Raw genomic sequence first — 14,240 nt, forward strand, 5'->3', positions numbered from 1 at the left:
ACCAGCTGTAAAAACCAGACCACACCACTTAGGTGGCGCAACCTGGCCAATCCAACCAATTCAATACAATAAATTGGTATCAACAAACTTGGCACACTATTGAGTTCTCAAACAACAGACACACCCGGCACCACCACAACCACACGGTCACAGATCGCTCCGGAGCAACTTCCCAAACTTACCCGACCCCGGAAGTCTTTGCAAATCCGCATTCCTGCGACTCACATTCCCACGGGAAGGCCCCCACCCGGTTCCGGCACACACAAAGTGCGCCATTTTCCAGGCCGTTCAGAAGGGGGTCGGTCGCTATCTTTCCGCATCAGCGGCGGCGACCCGAATTACTTTACACGCCCGGAGGACCCGGCACAAATCGGCCCCCAACACGCACCGCACACCCGCAGAACCCCGCAACGGCGCGGAAAAGGGACAGCCGCACGGCCTGCCTCGGCCACCTTCAGCGCAACCGGGGCGCTGTGTACTGGCTCACACCCCAGGTCTGCGGCTGGCGGGGACGGCTCGTTCGCTGTTGCAGCCATCACATCGGGCAACTGGACACGAGCAACCCAGCTTCTCCCAACCCTCGATAGTCGCTATCAGCGCAAGGGCCGAGACCAGCATGGTCACGGTGGGCTAGTTGGAGTCGGTTCGGCTGGCGGGCGTGGCGACGGTGGCGGGCATTGCGCTTGTAATGGGTGACGGCCTGAAGCCCTTGACCACTAGCCAGAGGCCAAGCGAGAACTCCCAAAGAGCGACCGGGAGCGCGGCGAGCAGGGTCACGGTGGAGATTCGGTCGATGACGCCGAACATCGTGAGGATGACGGCAGTGAACTGCAGGGGCGCTCCGATGAGACCAAGCACGGGAAGGACACGCGGCACGAGGCCCGAGCGGTACAGCAAGGTCCCCAGCAACACAGCGTTCACGGCTGGCATGAGGCTCTGTCCGAGCAGGAACGTTCCGTTGTAGAACGCGACGAGCCCATCGCCCACAGTGGTCAACGAGGTCGCGTCCGCTCCGGAGGCACCGGCTTTCTGCAAGGCAACGAGGGAAAGGATGCTCGCGACGCCCGCGAAGATCATGGCGGCTTCAATCGTGCGACTGGCGACAAAGCCCAGCGCCATGCCTTCGTTTTGCCGCTTGACCACCGGGAACAGCGTGACGGCGGTGCCGATTCCCGCGAGGCCGACGATCACCTCGAGCAAGCACCCCCAGAGCGCGCCAGTGTCGGCGGTGGAGCTGATGATGAAGTCCTTGCCCTTCACGGGACCGTACAGTGTGAGCGTGGGGATCGAAACAAAGGTAATCAGGTAGAAGATACCTGCCACGAGCGCGGTCTTCCTCGTCGAAGTCACCGGAATGCCTTCCGTTGTTGACGCGATGGCGGGCGAGCGATTGCCCGCCCAGTTGTTCGGTTGCGGCATGAATTGTTCCGACCTTCAACTGGGTCCCAGTGTCGTGCTCGGGGGAACACCCGTCAAGGGCTTGGCTTGCCGTAGCGAGAATCGGTTGCGCTGCGTCGAATGGGGGCCCCTTACGGGCCTTCGAGCAACCTCTGGACCTGGTGGAGGAACTTCCGTCCGCCGTCGGTCAGGGCCGCCGTTTCCCCGAACGTGCGCTCCGGGACTTTCAGCTGCAGGCAGTCCAACATCCAGCGCACGTCCGAATAGAGGTCCTGGGCTACATCCAAGGGCACCGGTTTACCGCCTTCCACCCGGAAACCCGCCGCGCTCAGGGTGTCCGCGATCATGTGCCGCCGCTCTGCCCAATCCGGCGTGGACCCCTCAAGCAGCCAGTGGACCACCAGCCGGGTCACAAAGGCCGTCGCCTGATCCGCCGGGAAGGCCACCGCGTCGGCGAGGCAGTCCCACAGGGGACGGCCGCCGTCGCGCATCTTGCGTCCGGCCGGTGACAGGACCAGTCGGCCCTTGCTCTTCCGCAGCAGCTTCCAGGCCTGCAGCTGCTGCCGCAGCATCAGAACGGGCACGGTCTGGCTTTCGCGGTTCGCCGCGCCCGGCCAGCGGTAGGCCCAGCGGAGGTCACGGACGGCCTGGCTGACCACGGCAGGTTTGAGGTAGCCGTCCTGGGTTAATTGCAGTCCGTCCGGGCCCGCCTGGGTCAGCAGCCAGTGCACGGGGCGGACGACGGCGTCGATCTCCTCGTCCGTGGGCGGCTCCGGCCAGAGGCGTTTCGCGAGCTCGTCCAAGCGGCTGTTGACCGTTGCGGCGTCGAACGCGAACGGCTCGAAGGTACTGGCGTCCTGGCCCGTCGCGAACTTGTACCATTCGGAAAGCTCCTGGTGCTCCTCATGCAAGGGGTCGGCCAGGGACTCAATGAGGCGCGCATAGCCGTAGATTCCGCCGGAGTCTTCCACCGGGCCCCGGTTGGCGCCGTCGATGCAGCGCACGGCGCCGGCGGGCAGTTCGGCCGGCCCCACCACCTCGAAGAGGTGCGTCCACGCATCGCCAAAGTCGTATTCGTACTCGAACAGGACCGGAGCGGTCTGCTGGGCGTCCAGGAGCTCAAAGAGCACGACGCCGGAAGCCGGCTCGTCGCCCATCTCCTCCGCCGCGTCGTCGGGGCCGATGATGACACGGGGCTGGCCGAGCCGGTCCACACACCGAATGCCAAAAAGGTGGCGGTCCTCCCAGCCGAAGGCCGCCTGGAGCACCCGGTGCAGTTCCGGGACCGTGATGGTTTCCGGCACCAGAAGACGACGCCAAATCTCGGGCTCGGTGCCCTGGATGCTGACGCGGAGGTCGTAGGCGGGGACGGTGGCGGGTTGCATACCGGCAATCTTGCCAGAAGCACCTCAACAGACGGTCGCGACGTCGCACCCGGGCATGCCGCGGGGCAGCCGCTGTCGTTGCGCCACAGACGCCGCGCTGGCTAAAGTGGATGCTAAGCATGCTTAGCATGTGTATGGTGTGCACGCTGGCCGCCCTAAGACGCGGGCGGCTGCGACACCAGCAGCTGAGACCCCCATGATCCGGAGGAGCACCATGACTGACCAGTACACGTTCAGGAACCCCGTCACGGCGTACGAGCAGATCGCACCGCCCGAGCAGAGCCAGCCCGAACCCGGCCTGGACGCCAAGCTGACGCCCAAGGCAGACCTGGGCGAGGACAGCTACCGCGGCACCGGCCGGCTGGAGGGCCGCAAGGCGCTCATCACCGGCGCGGACTCCGGGATTGGCGCTGCAACGGCCATCGCCTTTGCCCGCGAAGGCGCCGACGTCGTGATGTCCTACCTCGCGGAGGAGGAAGAGGACGCCGCCCGGATCGCGAACCTGATCGAGAAAGCAGGCCGGAAGGCCGTCAAGGTGCCGGGTGATCTGAAGGATTCGGCTGTATGCCGGGACCTGGTGGAGACAGCCGTGCGGGAGCTCGGCGGCCTCGACATCCTGGTGAACAACGCCGGGAAACAGGTGGCGCAGGAGGCGCTCGGCGACATCACCGACGTCGAGTTCGATCACACCTACAAGACCAATGTGTACGCCATGTTCTGGCTGACCAAGGAGGCCCTGCCGCACCTGCCGGCCGGGTCGAGCATCATCAACACCACCTCCATCCAGGCGCACAGCCCCTCGGCCACCCTGGTGGACTACGCGTCCACGAAGGCTGCGATCAACAACTTCACCAAGGGCCTGGCCCAGCAGCTCGCGCCCAAGGGCATCCGGGTGAACGCGGTTGCGCCCGGTCCCATCTGGACCCCGCTCCAGGCCAGCGGCGGGCAGCCGACGGAAGACCTGCCGGAGTTCGGCAAGGAGACGCCGCTGGGCCGTGCCGGCCAGCCGGCCGAGCTGGCTCCGGCGTACGTGTTCCTCGCCTCGGCCGAGTCCAGCTATGTGATCGGTGAGACCCTCAACGTCAATGGCGGCATGCCGACGCCGTAGCCGCCGGCGCTGGAACCGCCAGCGCTGGAACCGCCAGCGTCATGCGGGCTGGCCCTGGCAACCGCCGGCAAGGCAGTGGCCGGCAAGCCAGTGGCCCCTCCCGGAATTTCGGGAGGGGCCACGCCCGTGCGGGGACAGTCCGCTCCCCCACAGCTACCGCCAGCGTGCCGTCACCGTTCCGGCTGCAGCTCCTTCCTCCAGAGCACCGTGCCGTTGGCGTCCCGGAGGCTCACGGTGAAGATGTCGCCCTCGCCCAGATCGACATGTCCGAAGTACTGGTTCTCGCCACTGCGCGGGGACTCATTGGCATACTTGCCGGTCTTGAAGAACTCCACTTCGGGCCCGAACGTTCCGTCCAACTTGTTGGGACCGAAGCTTCCGGCGTTGATGGGACCTGCCACGAATTCCCAGAAGGGATCGAAGTCGCGGAAGGCCGCGCGTTCCGGGGAGTAGTGGTGGGCCGCGCAGTAGTGCACGTCGGCCGTCAGCCAGACCACGTTCTTCACCCGGTTGCGCTTGAAGGCCGACAGCACCCGGGCGAGCTCAAGCTCCTTGCCCCTGGGCGCGCCGTCGTCGCCGTTGGACAGTGATTCCTCGTTGACCGGGCCGTCCGGCACCACCAGCCCGAGCGGGAGGTCGTTGGCGATGACCTTCCACGTGGCCTTGGACTTGCTCACCTCGCGGATGAGCCAGTCCGCCTGCTCCTGGCCGAGGATATGCATGAGCTGCGGTTCCTTCCCGCCCGTATTGGGGTCCTTGAAGGAGCGCATGTCCAGGCAGAAGATGTCCAGCTGCGGGCCGCGGGAGATCTTGCGGTAGATCCGGGCCGGTTCAAAACCTGTCCCGCCGGCGCTCAGCCCCGCGATGGGCTGGTACTCCTGCCATGCCTGGCGTGCCCGTGCGGCGAGGACGTCCACGCGGCGCTCAGTGTAGCGGGCGTCGCTGAGGATCTGTCCCGGATACCAGTTGTTGTGGGTCTCGTGGTCGTCCCACTGCGCGATCACCGGCACCTCGGCGTACAGCGCACGGATGTTCTGATCCATCATGTTGTAGCGGTGCCGGCCGCGGAACTCGTTGAGCGTCTCCGCCACCTTGGACACCTCCTCGGTGACCAGGTTGTGCCAGATTTTCCCGTCGGGCTCGGTGACCTGCGCGGTGATGGGCCCGTCGGCGTAGATGGTGTCGCCGGAGTGGATGAAGAAGTCAGGGCGGGTGGCGTGCATGGCCGCGTAGCCGCGCATGCCGCCGATGTCCTCGTTGATGCCCCAGCCCTGACCGGCGGTGTCGCCGGTCCAGACGAAGCTCTGCCGGCGGGGCTCGCGGCCGCTCTTGAGAAGACCCGTGTCCGGTGCCGTGGCGAAGGATCCCTGCACGGTTTCGCCGGCGTTGCCGTCTGCGTCCTCGAAGTGCATCGTGAGGGCAAACCGTGTGCCGGACGGCAGGCCGTCGGCGTTGATCTTGGCGGTGAAGTCCGTCGCCTCGGATGCGGCGCTCCCCCGCAGCACCCGCTGGAAGGCGCGGCCGCCGCGGAGCGGGGACCCGCCGTCGTCGACGGCCAGCAGGCTGGCCACGAGCCGGCCCGGGCCCGACGCGCGGGACCACAGCACGCCGGAATCGGCGGTGACGTCGCCCGTGGCGATGCCGGACGGGAGGGTCAGGCGGTTCCGGACCAGCGCGACGCCGGATGGCGGGGCCGCGTTTGCGGGCGACGCGGGGGTTCCGGGAACGACGGCGGCGGCACCGGCTGCGGCCATGGCACCTTTGAGGATGGTTCGGCGGGTGAAAGCAGTCATGCCCTCAGCTTTGACGGTCCGGGTGAACCGCGGGCGACGCCGGCGTGAACGGCTCCCGCCGTCAGCGGGAAGGGCCGGCGGGTCAGCGGGTCGTCAGCGGGCCGGGACTTCGTCCACGAACGCCACGTGGGCGGTGTACTGCTGGTACAGCTGCACGGCGTCGTCGACGGTCACGCGGCCAAAGCTCAACGCTATCTGCAGCCCCTCCAGCTGCGCCGCGCAGGTCTCGGCGGCGCTGACCTTGTCCGCCAGTTCGTGGGAGTTGGCAAGGTTCGTGGACAGGGCCGCCGCGGCGGACAACACCACCGCGGCCAGGCAGAGGACGCGCCACACCACGGAATCGTCGCTCAGCGAGAAGGCCCCTTGCAGTCCTTCCGTGAACCCTTTGCCCCCGAACGCCGGACCGGCCGTGAGGAAAGCGGCGAGGGCGCTGCCCACAACACTGACGTTGGAGAGACGGTTCCGCCGTGGCCGCTCCCTTCCCAGGAAAGCGCGGACGGCTTGTTGCTTTTGTTCGATGCGGGCGGAAAGTAATTGACGCGTATCCGGTGCTTCGTCCATGACCTGCTACCAGCCTCCCTCGCCGATGGTGCCTGCCTCAGAATCCCACCGCCCTGCTGCCGTGTCCAGACTCGCGTGCGGGACCGGACCCGACGTCAGGTCCAGGCCCGCCCCGCGTCAGGTCCAGGCCCGCCCCCGCGTCACGTCCGGACGCCGGCTGCTGGCAGCCCTACCGCAGCCACAACGCCGGCGGGATACTCCTGGACGCGGCCGAGTACGGTTCGCTGGGCAGATTGCCGGCTTTCCAGGGCTCGGTGGACCGCACCGCCGGTGTGTGGCCGTGGCCGTCCTTGAGCACTGCGCGGAACGTGGCACCGCCGGAAACAAGCACGAGTCCGGAGAGCAGCGCAACGATTAGTTCCATGATTGGTTCACCTCAGGTGATGGTCGGATTGGATGAATCCAGTCTCGGCAGCGGCCGTGTGAGCGGGCGTGTGAAGCCGCTGCGACGCCGCCCATCCCCCGGCGTAACATGGCTCGTATGGCCGCGACTTGGATCCGGCTCCTCGGTCCGCCACGGATCGAGTCCCTAGGCACTACTCCCCCGCAGCCCAGGGGCCGCAAGGCCTGGGCGGTGCTGGCCTACCTCGCGCTGCAAACGGAGGGCGCCGGCCGCTCCCGGACAGCTGGCCTCCTGTTTCCCGATGCCGCCGATCCCCTCGGTGCCCTGCGCTGGAACCTGTCCGAGCTCCGCCGGACCCTCGCCGGCGCATCGATTGGGGGCGATCCGTTGCGGCTGGAGCTGCCCCCGCCCTGGCACTGCGACGCTGTGGAGTGCGTGGCACCGAGCGGCGGCCTCGATCCGCGGCGGCTTGAGGGGCAGTTGCTGGAAGGGCTGTCCTTCGCCGACTGCCCGGTGTTTGATTCCTGGCTCGCGGACCAGCGGTACCGCCTTGAGAACTCGGTCCAGTCGCTGATCTATGAAGCGTCGCTGACGGCCCTGGCGTCGGGCACTCCCGGCGAAGCGGCCGAGCTCGCCTCGCAGGTCCTGCGCCGGGATCCCTTCAACGTGGACTGCACGGCCGTGCTGGTGAAGGCCCTCGTCGCGCTGGGTGAACACCGGCGGGCGCGGGAGCAGGTCACCAAATGCGGTGAGCTCTTCCGCCAGGAGCTCGGTCTGCCCCTGCCCGCGGAAGTCCGTCGGGCGCTGTCGGGTTCAGCTCCGGCGGTGGACCCCGGGGTCCCGGCGAGCGTGGCCACGGTCCGTTCCTACCTCGACGCCGGCGCCGCGTCGCTCTCGGCAGGCGCCGTCGACCGTGGGCTCGATCAGCTGCGGCTCGCCGTCAAACTCGCCCAGCGCACCGCCGACCGGCACCTGATCGCGGAATCCCTCGTGACGCTGGCCGGGGCGCTGATCCACCAGGCGGGCGGCCGCGGCGCCGAGGTCGCCGATTTCCTGCACCGTGCGCTGTCGGCCGAGGCGCCCGACGGCGTCTCCCGGACTGCCGCTGCCGCCTACCGTGAGCTGGGCTATCTGTCCGTGCAGCGCGGCGTCCCCGACCGGGCGGCCGGCTGGCTGGACCGGGCGATGCAGGCTGCCAAGGGGATCCCCGACGAGCAGGCGAGGATCCTGGCCATCCAGGGCATGCTGGCGTCGGACACCGCGCACTACGAGGACGCGGTGGCGGCGTTCACCGAATCCGGACGGCTTGCCAAGGAGGTCCGGAACCGGCGGCAACAGGCGTTCAGCGAGGCGCTGCTCGGCCGGGTTCATCTACTCCGCGAGGACGTGGAGCGGGCGGCCGCCTGCCTGGACCGGGCCCTGGAGTGGATTGCCGAGGAACACTGGACGGCGTTCGAGCCGTTTGTCACCGGGCTCCGGGGCGAAACGTACCTTGCCGCCAGCCAGCTGGACCCGGCGGCGGCGCTGATTGACCGGTCGTGGGTGATGGCCGAGCTCGCCGGCGACCACTGCTACATGGCCCTGGCGGCCGGGGCAGAAGCCCGGCTGTTCCTCGCCCACGGCGACCTCGCGGCCGCCGAACACTGGATCAACCGGGGGCTGGAGCCCTCTCCGTGGTACCTCTGGTATTCGGCCCGGCTTCTGGATGCCGCGGCGGAGGTCGCCCTCGCCACGGGCTCGCCGCGGGCTGCGGAGTTCGTGGAACGCCTGGCTGTGATGGCCAGCCGCAGCGGAATGCGGGAGTTCGTCGTTCGCGCGCAGTCCCATCGGGCTCTTCTCGGCGACGAGGCAGCAGCGCAGGCCGTGCCGTGGCTGGCGAAGGCGATCGACAACCCGGCGCTGGCGGTGTTCCTGGCCCGGCGCCACGGCGTGTGAGTGGGCGGGGTGTGAGTGGGCGTGCGGTCGGCGGTTCCTCGACGCGCAGCCTGCCCCACGACGCCCAAACCGGCTGTCGACGCGCAAATTACCTGTCGCCAGCGGAATTCCGGCAGCGACAGGTATTTTGCGCGTCGACGGACATTAGGGGGTGCGCAGCCTACCTGGGCCGGGCCGCACACCTGGGTTAAACAAAAGCAGGGCCCGTCAATGACGGACCCTGCTCGAAACCTGTAAGGTTCCGGACTCAGAAGAGTTAGCTGAAAGCTAAGTCTTAGAGAGCCTGGATGTTTACGGCCTGGGGACCCTTGGGGCCCTGCTCGGTTTCGAAGGAGACCTTCTGGTTCTCTTCGAGTGAGCGGAAGCCGGAAGAGGCGATCGCGGAGTAGTGTGCGAAGACGTCCTGTGAGGAGTCATCGGGGGAAATGAAGCCGAAGCCCTTTTCAGCGTTAAACCATTTGACGGTACCAGTAGCCATTATTTTTTGTCCTTCGTGAAGGTGGAGGAAAAGTCCCGACTTTCGGGTCCTCCTGTGTGGGGTGCTCAAAACCGCTGCTTCAGAAGAACAAGGTCTTGCAACCTTGCGTACTGCCTGAACTACGAACTGCATAAACACAACAACAGGATCAACACTACAGGAGATTTGCGTGGCGGATTACCACCGCGGCTGCCGGGGCCAACCGCGCCCCATTTGGGACCCTCCGCCGGGACGTCGGCACAACTAGAATGGCGGCATGACACCACAGGAGTTGGCCAATCTGGCGCACCTCCGGCGGGCCCGGGACCTGATCGACCGCGACTACGCCCGGCCTCTCGATGTGCCCACCATGGCCGCTGGTGCCCTCATGTCCCCGGCGCATTTTTCCCGCCAGTTCAAGGCGGCCTACGGCGAGACGCCCTACAGCTACCTGATGACCCGGCGCATCGAACGCGCCATGGCGTTGCTGCGGGCCGGCGCCAGCGTGACGGATGCCTGCATGGAGGTCGGCTGTACCTCGCTGGGGTCGTTCAGCTCACGGTTCGCCGAGATCGTCGGCATTCCGCCCAGCGAGTACCGGTCCCGGCAGCACGACGCGGTGAAGGCCATGCCGTCGTGCATTGCCCGGCTGCGTACCAGGCCCGAGCGCAAGCCGAGCAGGATTGAAGAAGCGCCCCCGCAGCCGCTGCAATAGCGTGGAAGACATGAACATTTCACTGCAGTACTCACAAATCACCGTCAATGACCTCGACGAGTCGCTCGCGTTCTACCGGGACGTGCTCGGCCTGGAGGTGCGCAACGACGTCGGCTCGGACGGGCAGCGCTGGGTCACCCTCGGCAGCAAGGCCCAGCCGGATCTGGAGCTGGTGCTGTCCGTCCCGCACGCCGGCCGCTCCCAGGACGACGGCGACGCCCTCCAGCAGCTGCTCGTCAAGGGCGCCCTCCCCATCCTCGTGTTCCGCACCGACGATCTTGACGCCACATTCGAGGCGGTCCGGGCCACCGGCGCGGAGGTCCTCCAGGAACCCATCGTCCAGCCGTGGGGCCCGCGTGACTGCGCCTTCCGCGACCCTTCCGGCAACATGGTCCGGTTCAACCAGGCCTGACGGGAACGAAAACAGGAACGACGCCGGGGATGTCGCCGCGGGTGCCTCAAAGGGGCGCATCGGAGACACCCTCGGCGCGGCCTTTCGGCACGGGCCCATGGTCGCTACGCTTGCTACGGAGGCAGCCATGGCAACCATTCCGCACCGCGAACTGCGCAACCAGAGCAGCAGGATTCTGGAGCGCGTGAAAAACGGTGAAATCATCGATGTCACGAACAACGGCGAGATAGCAGCCACCCTGATCCCTCCGTCCTCCTCCCCCCTTTGAACGGCTGCTGCTGGCAGGGCAGGTCCGGCAGTCGGCCACCTCGCGGCGGCCATCCGCCTGCAGACCGACGTCCGGGTTGCCTGCGACGCCGAACTGCTGGCCGCAGCAGTCGACGCCGGACTCAACGCCTCGTCCCCGGGCAGCGGGGGATGATCGTCCGCTGAGCAGAACGCCGTCAGATCAATCAGTTGAGGGCGTAGTCCACAATGGAGGCGTCGATGCCCTCCGGAGCGAAGACTTTCCGGACCACCAGCCGGGTGAGACCGTCAATGGCGGCGTGGTCACCCTCGGCCCCCGCAAGCACTTCAAGGCCATCGGCGATGCGGTCCACCACGTCCCGGAGAACCCTGGCGCGCACCTGTTCCGCGAAGACCGGGATAGTGCCGATCACTCCCCCAAGAACCAACCTGTTCGGATTGACCGTTGTGACGGTCGCGGCGAGGGCGCCCCCAAGGACGTCCGCCGCGGAGCGCAGGACGGCCTCGACCGTCTGGTCCCCCAGAAGGGCGGCGCGGACCACATCGCTCATGGAGGCAACTCCGTGGCCGCTGAGCTGGTCGACGACGGCCGCACCGGAACTGAAGGTGGCCAGGCACCCGCGGCGTCCGCAGCGGCAGACCGGCCCGTCCGAGGCGACGAGGATGTGGCCGATGTCGCCGGCTGCGCCGTGCGCGCCGTGGAGAATTGATCCGTCCACCACCACACCGCACCCAACGCCGGTGGCGACCTTCACGTAAACGATCGTTTCGTCGTCGGCGCTGCATTCGCCCAGGGCGCCGGCCCTGGCATCGTTTGCCACAATCAGCGGCACCTGCCAGACCCGCGAAATGGCGGCCACCACAGCGTCCGGCTCCCATTCAGGAATCGTCGTCGGGTGGACCACGTGGCCCGTTCCGGCCTCCACCGGCGCCGGCAGGCTGAACCCCACGCCCACGAGGCTTTCCTCCGCGCCTTCCGCACCTTCCGCAAGCAGCTCCGCCCCGAGCCGGATCAGCGGCTCGAGGACGGCCGCCGAGGGTGCATCAATGCGGGACTGCAGCGTCCGCGAGCGCAGGTGACGTCCGGCGATGTCCGTGACGGCGACCGTGGCGTGCGTCTGGCCGAGGGCGAAGGCCAGAACAACACGGCCGCGGTCGTCGAAGCGAATCTTGCGTGAACGCCGCCCGCCGGTGGCTTCCAGGGATTCGGCCTCGTAAATGAACTTGCGCCGCATCAGCGTGTCCAGCCGCTCGTACAAGGTGGCGCGGGACATGCCGGTGCTGGCCAGGAGCTGCTGGCGGGACAGTCCGCCGGTTGACCGGATCAGGTCCAGGAGGTGGCCGTGGGAGGCGGCCCCGCTGAGCTTAGCCGGTACGCGTTCGGCTGACATGGACCCTCCTGTTTCGGATTGCCATCCTACCGGAGGCCGCCGCCGGGGCTGCCGCCGATCCATTCCAGGGCGGCCGCGGCGGTCCAGGCCTGGTTCAGGCTGCCCAGCGGTTCGCCCGTGAACGGCTCGTAGTATTCGCCGAACTGCAGGTCCGCGAGCTGGAGCAGGGAGGCGGACCGGAGCGTTTCGTACAGCTCGTTCTGTCCGTCCCGGTGGCAGGCCCAGCCGAGCAGGAGGTTCAGGAAAGGCCAGACCGGTCCGCGCCAGTAGGTTCGGGGGCGGAACGCCGGGCTGGACGGGGAGGTCGACGGCGGCAGCGGGAACCGCAGTCCGGGGCACCCCATCCAGTCCGGACCCACCAGGATATTCCGCTGCGCTGCAAGCACGCTGTCATCGCCGCCGGCCACCAGCGGGGCGAAGCCGGAGACCGTGTCGGTGGAAATCCATTCCCGGGCCAGGACGTCGTAGTCGCGGGCCAGGCCGGTGCCGGGGTCGATGGTGGCGGCCACGCCGTCGCGGAAGCGGCACGCGAACCCGCGCAGTTCCTCGGCGTCGGCGCTGCGCCCCATGTCCTCGGCGAGGCCGGCCAGGACATCGCTCGAGGCCGCCATGATCCCCGAGAAGAACACGTCCCGCACCCGGAAGTCCACAATGTCCTGGATGGCTTTGTCGTCGTAGCCGACAGAGGCCATCTGCTGGACGAGCCACAGGTATTTGGTGTATTCGGCGTTGTCGGGCCGTTCACTGGCGTCGGCCACGTGCAGGGTGTCCCGGCGGGTGAAGGCGGGTACGGCGCCGGGCTGGACCCGGGCGTAGGGGCCGTCCCACCGCGGGGAATTATCGAAGCCGGACTCCCAGCCGTGGTGGATCTCGATCAGCCCGACATTGTCGGGGTCCCGGACAGTTGCCAGCCACCGGTGCCACGCGAGCCAGCCGTCGAATGATTCGCGCAGGAAGGACTCGGCCGCGTCCTGGTCGGCGCCGCCGTTCTCACGCCCGCGGTCCACAATGTGGCGCAGCGCAATGGCGTGGACCGGAGGCTGGCAGATGCCGCTGCTCTTCACGCCTGCCGGCCGGGCGGCGGCCGCTTCCGTGCCCCAGCGGTCGAAGCCGGGGAAGTAGTCGGTGCTGTTCTCGCTGAAGACGATGTGCGGGATCATTCCGGTGGACCACTGGGCGGCGAGCAGGGTGCGGAGTTCAGTGATGGCCCGCGGGACATTGACCCGTGCCAGCCCGATGGCCACGAACGCCGCGTCCCAGCTCCACATGTGGGGGTAGAGGTTGGGCGCCGCGGTGGTCATGGTGCCCAGGTCGTTGAGCTTCAGGACGTCCTCGGCCGCCTTCTGAAGGTCGTCGATGCTGACGTGGGGAGCGGTGTTCATTTGGCCTCCAGTGCCATTGACGTTGCGCCGTCATAGAAGCGCATGGTGTGCGGGGAAAAGGTCAGCCAGATTCTCTGGTGTGGCTCGGTCCTGAACGTCGGCGGGGCCTGGACCTTGATGCTCTGGCCGTCGACGTCCACGGTGAGCAGCACGGTGGAGCCCATGGGTTCCACCACCAGCACGGTGGCGGGGATGTCGCCGGAGGACCTGGTGGAGTCCACGGCAACGTTCTCTGCCCGGACGCCAAGGACGACGTCGTTGTTGGCGAAGGACCGCAGGATCGAAGGGGCACGGAGCCGCTGTTCCCCCACAAAGAGCGTGTCGCCGTCGTCGGACACGGCCGCGTTGATGAAGTTCATGGGCGGCGATCCGATGAAGCCGCCCACGAACCGGTCCGCCGGGGCGTCGTAGACGTCCAGGGGGTTCCCGAGCTGGGCGATGCTGCCCTTGCGCATCACTGCCACCTGGTCGCCCAGGGAGAGGGCCTCGCTTTGATCGTGCGTGACGTACACGGTGGTGGTGCCGAGGTCCTGGACGATCTTCTTGAGTTCGGAGCGGAACGTCAGGCGCAGCAGGGCGTCCAGGTTGGAGAGCGGCTCATCCATCAGGAGCACGTCGGCGTCCATCACGATGGCGCGTGCCACCGCCACGCGCTGGCGCTGGCCGCCGGAGAGCTGGGCCGGGAGCCGGTCCAGGTACGGGCTGAGCTGGAGCAGGTCCGCGGCCCACGCGACTTTCCGCGCGATCTCCTCGGGCGTTTTTTTCGCCATGAGCAGCCCGAAGCCGATGTTGTACCGGACGTTCCGGTGCGGGAACACGGCGTAGGACTGGAAGACCATGGACATGTTGCGTTTGTTCGGCGGCAGGTAGGTGACGTCGCGGCCGCCCACCGAGATGGAGCCGGAGTCCGGGAATTCCAGCCCGGCCAGCATCCGCAGCAGGGTGGTCTTGCCGCAGCCGGACGGGCCCAGCAGGACGGTGAAGTCGCCGTCGCTGATGTCCAGGGAGACGTCGTCGGTGGCGCGTTCCTTGCCTCCGGGATAGGTCTTTACAAGGTGTGAGATGGCGATGTCGGCCATGGTCGTTTCCTTTTTGCAGATGGTGCGGGGAAGTT

14 protein-coding genes are annotated in these 14,240 nt (G+C 67.4%); 5 read left to right on the forward strand and 9 right to left on the reverse strand.

Going from position 1 to position 14,240, the window contains the following annotated elements:
* Positions 1 to 630: 630 nt before the first annotated feature.
* Both AC1DES_RS04605 and AC1DES_RS04610 read right to left on the reverse strand, forming a co-directional pair.
* Positions 631 to 1,350 carry a DUF4386 domain-containing protein gene (locus tag AC1DES_RS04605; protein WP_476894509.1) on the reverse strand — a complete coding sequence of 240 codons (720 nt, stop codon included), beginning with the start codon at positions 1,348 to 1,350 and terminating at the stop codon, positions 631 to 633.
* A 179-nt stretch (positions 1,351 to 1,529) separates the two neighbouring features.
* Positions 1,530 to 2,783 carry a plasmid pRiA4b ORF-3 family protein gene (locus AC1DES_RS04610; protein ID WP_476894510.1) on the reverse strand — a complete coding sequence of 418 codons (1,254 nt, stop codon included), beginning with the start codon at positions 2,781 to 2,783 and terminating at the stop codon, positions 1,530 to 1,532.
* Between the two features lie 214 nt (positions 2,784 to 2,997).
* On the opposite strand from AC1DES_RS04610, the gene AC1DES_RS04615 reads away from it, so the two are divergent.
* On the forward strand, positions 2,998 to 3,891 hold the full coding sequence (locus tag AC1DES_RS04615) for a glucose 1-dehydrogenase (protein ID WP_476894511.1): 894 nt from the start codon (positions 2,998 to 3,000) through the stop codon (positions 3,889 to 3,891).
* Between the two features lie 170 nt (positions 3,892 to 4,061).
* Here the strand turns inward: AC1DES_RS04615 and AC1DES_RS04620 are convergent, their stop codons facing one another.
* From AC1DES_RS04620 to AC1DES_RS04630, 3 genes are all read right to left on the reverse strand, one after another.
* A complete protein-coding gene (locus AC1DES_RS04620; protein WP_476894512.1) occupies positions 4,062 to 5,684 on the reverse strand; it encodes an alkaline phosphatase D family protein in 1,623 nt (540 codons plus the stop codon).
* Positions 5,685 to 5,777: 93 nt separating this feature from the next.
* Complete coding sequence (locus tag AC1DES_RS04625) at positions 5,778 to 6,245, reverse strand: hypothetical protein (RefSeq protein WP_476894513.1); 468 nt, start codon at positions 6,243 to 6,245, stop codon at positions 5,778 to 5,780.
* 169 nt (positions 6,246 to 6,414) lie between these two features.
* Positions 6,415 to 6,609, reverse strand: a complete 195-nt coding sequence (locus tag AC1DES_RS04630) for a hypothetical protein (protein ID WP_476894514.1) — start codon at positions 6,607 to 6,609, stop codon at positions 6,415 to 6,417.
* Positions 6,610 to 6,726: 117 nt separating this feature from the next.
* On the opposite strand from AC1DES_RS04630, the gene AC1DES_RS04635 reads away from it, so the two are divergent.
* Positions 6,727 to 8,523 (forward strand): SARP family transcriptional regulator, encoded by a 1,797-nt coding sequence (locus AC1DES_RS04635; RefSeq protein ID WP_476894515.1) that lies wholly within the window; start codon positions 6,727 to 6,729, stop codon positions 8,521 to 8,523.
* A 274-nt stretch (positions 8,524 to 8,797) separates the two neighbouring features.
* Here AC1DES_RS04635 and AC1DES_RS04640 read toward each other — a convergent pair whose 3' ends face one another.
* Positions 8,798 to 9,001: a cold-shock protein gene (locus AC1DES_RS04640; RefSeq protein WP_024365339.1), complete on the reverse strand. Its 204-nt coding sequence runs from the start codon at positions 8,999 to 9,001 to the stop codon at positions 8,798 to 8,800.
* 256 nt (positions 9,002 to 9,257) lie between these two features.
* Between AC1DES_RS04640 and AC1DES_RS04645 the strand changes: the two genes are divergently transcribed.
* The 3 genes from AC1DES_RS04645 (at position 9,258) to AC1DES_RS04655 (ending at position 10,375) form a co-directional block, all read left to right on the forward strand.
* A complete protein-coding gene (locus AC1DES_RS04645) occupies positions 9,258 to 9,695 on the forward strand; it encodes a helix-turn-helix transcriptional regulator (RefSeq protein ID WP_476894516.1) in 438 nt (145 codons plus the stop codon).
* Between the two features lie 10 nt (positions 9,696 to 9,705).
* A complete protein-coding gene (locus tag AC1DES_RS04650) occupies positions 9,706 to 10,107 on the forward strand; it encodes a VOC family protein (protein ID WP_476894517.1) in 402 nt (133 codons plus the stop codon).
* Positions 10,108 to 10,234: 127 nt separating this feature from the next.
* A complete protein-coding gene (locus AC1DES_RS04655) occupies positions 10,235 to 10,375 on the forward strand; it encodes a type II toxin-antitoxin system Phd/YefM family antitoxin (RefSeq protein ID WP_476894518.1) in 141 nt (46 codons plus the stop codon).
* A gap of 184 nt (positions 10,376 to 10,559) precedes the next feature.
* On the opposite strand, the gene AC1DES_RS04660 is transcribed toward AC1DES_RS04655, so the two are convergent.
* The 3 genes from AC1DES_RS04660 to AC1DES_RS04670 are packed head-to-tail and all read right to left on the reverse strand — an operon-like array spanning position 10,560 to position 14,205.
* Positions 10,560 to 11,744 carry an ROK family protein gene (locus AC1DES_RS04660; protein WP_476894519.1) on the reverse strand — a complete coding sequence of 395 codons (1,185 nt, stop codon included), beginning with the start codon at positions 11,742 to 11,744 and terminating at the stop codon, positions 10,560 to 10,562.
* Between the two features lie 26 nt (positions 11,745 to 11,770).
* The gene (gene ggh, locus AC1DES_RS04665) at positions 11,771 to 13,126 is read right to left on the reverse strand and encodes a glucosylglycerate hydrolase (protein ID WP_476894520.1); all 1,356 of its coding nucleotides are present in this window, start codon (positions 13,124 to 13,126) and stop codon (positions 11,771 to 11,773) included.
* Complete coding sequence (locus tag AC1DES_RS04670; protein ID WP_476894521.1) at positions 13,123 to 14,205, reverse strand: ABC transporter ATP-binding protein; 1,083 nt, start codon at positions 14,203 to 14,205, stop codon at positions 13,123 to 13,125. The genes ggh and AC1DES_RS04670 overlap by 4 nt, the downstream gene beginning before the upstream one ends.
* Between the last annotated feature and the right edge of the window lie 35 nt (positions 14,206 to 14,240).

The organism is Arthrobacter sp. 05T442 (assembly GCF_056395945.1).

Excerpts from the sequence above, each read along its gene's own strand:
- AC1DES_RS04610 (WP_476894510.1), bottom strand. The coding sequence starts at position 2,783 with ATGCAACCCGCCACCGTCCCCGCCTACGACCTCCGCGTCAGCATCCAG.
- AC1DES_RS04625 (WP_476894513.1), bottom strand. The coding sequence starts at position 6,245 with ATGGACGAAGCACCGGATACGCGTCAATTACTTTCCGCCCGCATCGAA.
- AC1DES_RS04660 (WP_476894519.1), bottom strand. The coding sequence starts at position 11,744 with ATGTCAGCCGAACGCGTACCGGCTAAGCTCAGCGGGGCCGCCTCCCAC.
- AC1DES_RS04655 (WP_476894518.1), top strand. The coding sequence starts at position 10,235 with ATGGCAACCATTCCGCACCGCGAACTGCGCAACCAGAGCAGCAGGATT.
- AC1DES_RS04650 (WP_476894517.1), top strand. The coding sequence starts at position 9,706 with ATGAACATTTCACTGCAGTACTCACAAATCACCGTCAATGACCTCGAC.
- AC1DES_RS04640 (WP_024365339.1), bottom strand. The coding sequence starts at position 9,001 with ATGGCTACTGGTACCGTCAAATGGTTTAACGCTGAAAAGGGCTTCGGC.
- AC1DES_RS04630 (WP_476894514.1), bottom strand. The coding sequence starts at position 6,609 with ATGGAACTAATCGTTGCGCTGCTCTCCGGACTCGTGCTTGTTTCCGGC.
- AC1DES_RS04670 (WP_476894521.1), bottom strand. The coding sequence starts at position 14,205 with ATGGCCGACATCGCCATCTCACACCTTGTAAAGACCTATCCCGGAGGC.
- AC1DES_RS04645 (WP_476894516.1), top strand. The coding sequence starts at position 9,258 with ATGACACCACAGGAGTTGGCCAATCTGGCGCACCTCCGGCGGGCCCGG.
- AC1DES_RS04635 (WP_476894515.1), top strand. The coding sequence starts at position 6,727 with ATGGCCGCGACTTGGATCCGGCTCCTCGGTCCGCCACGGATCGAGTCC.
- ggh (WP_476894520.1), bottom strand. The coding sequence starts at position 13,126 with ATGAACACCGCTCCCCACGTCAGCATCGACGACCTTCAGAAGGCGGCC.
- AC1DES_RS04615 (WP_476894511.1), top strand. The coding sequence starts at position 2,998 with ATGACTGACCAGTACACGTTCAGGAACCCCGTCACGGCGTACGAGCAG.
- AC1DES_RS04620 (WP_476894512.1), bottom strand. The coding sequence starts at position 5,684 with ATGACTGCTTTCACCCGCCGAACCATCCTCAAAGGTGCCATGGCCGCA.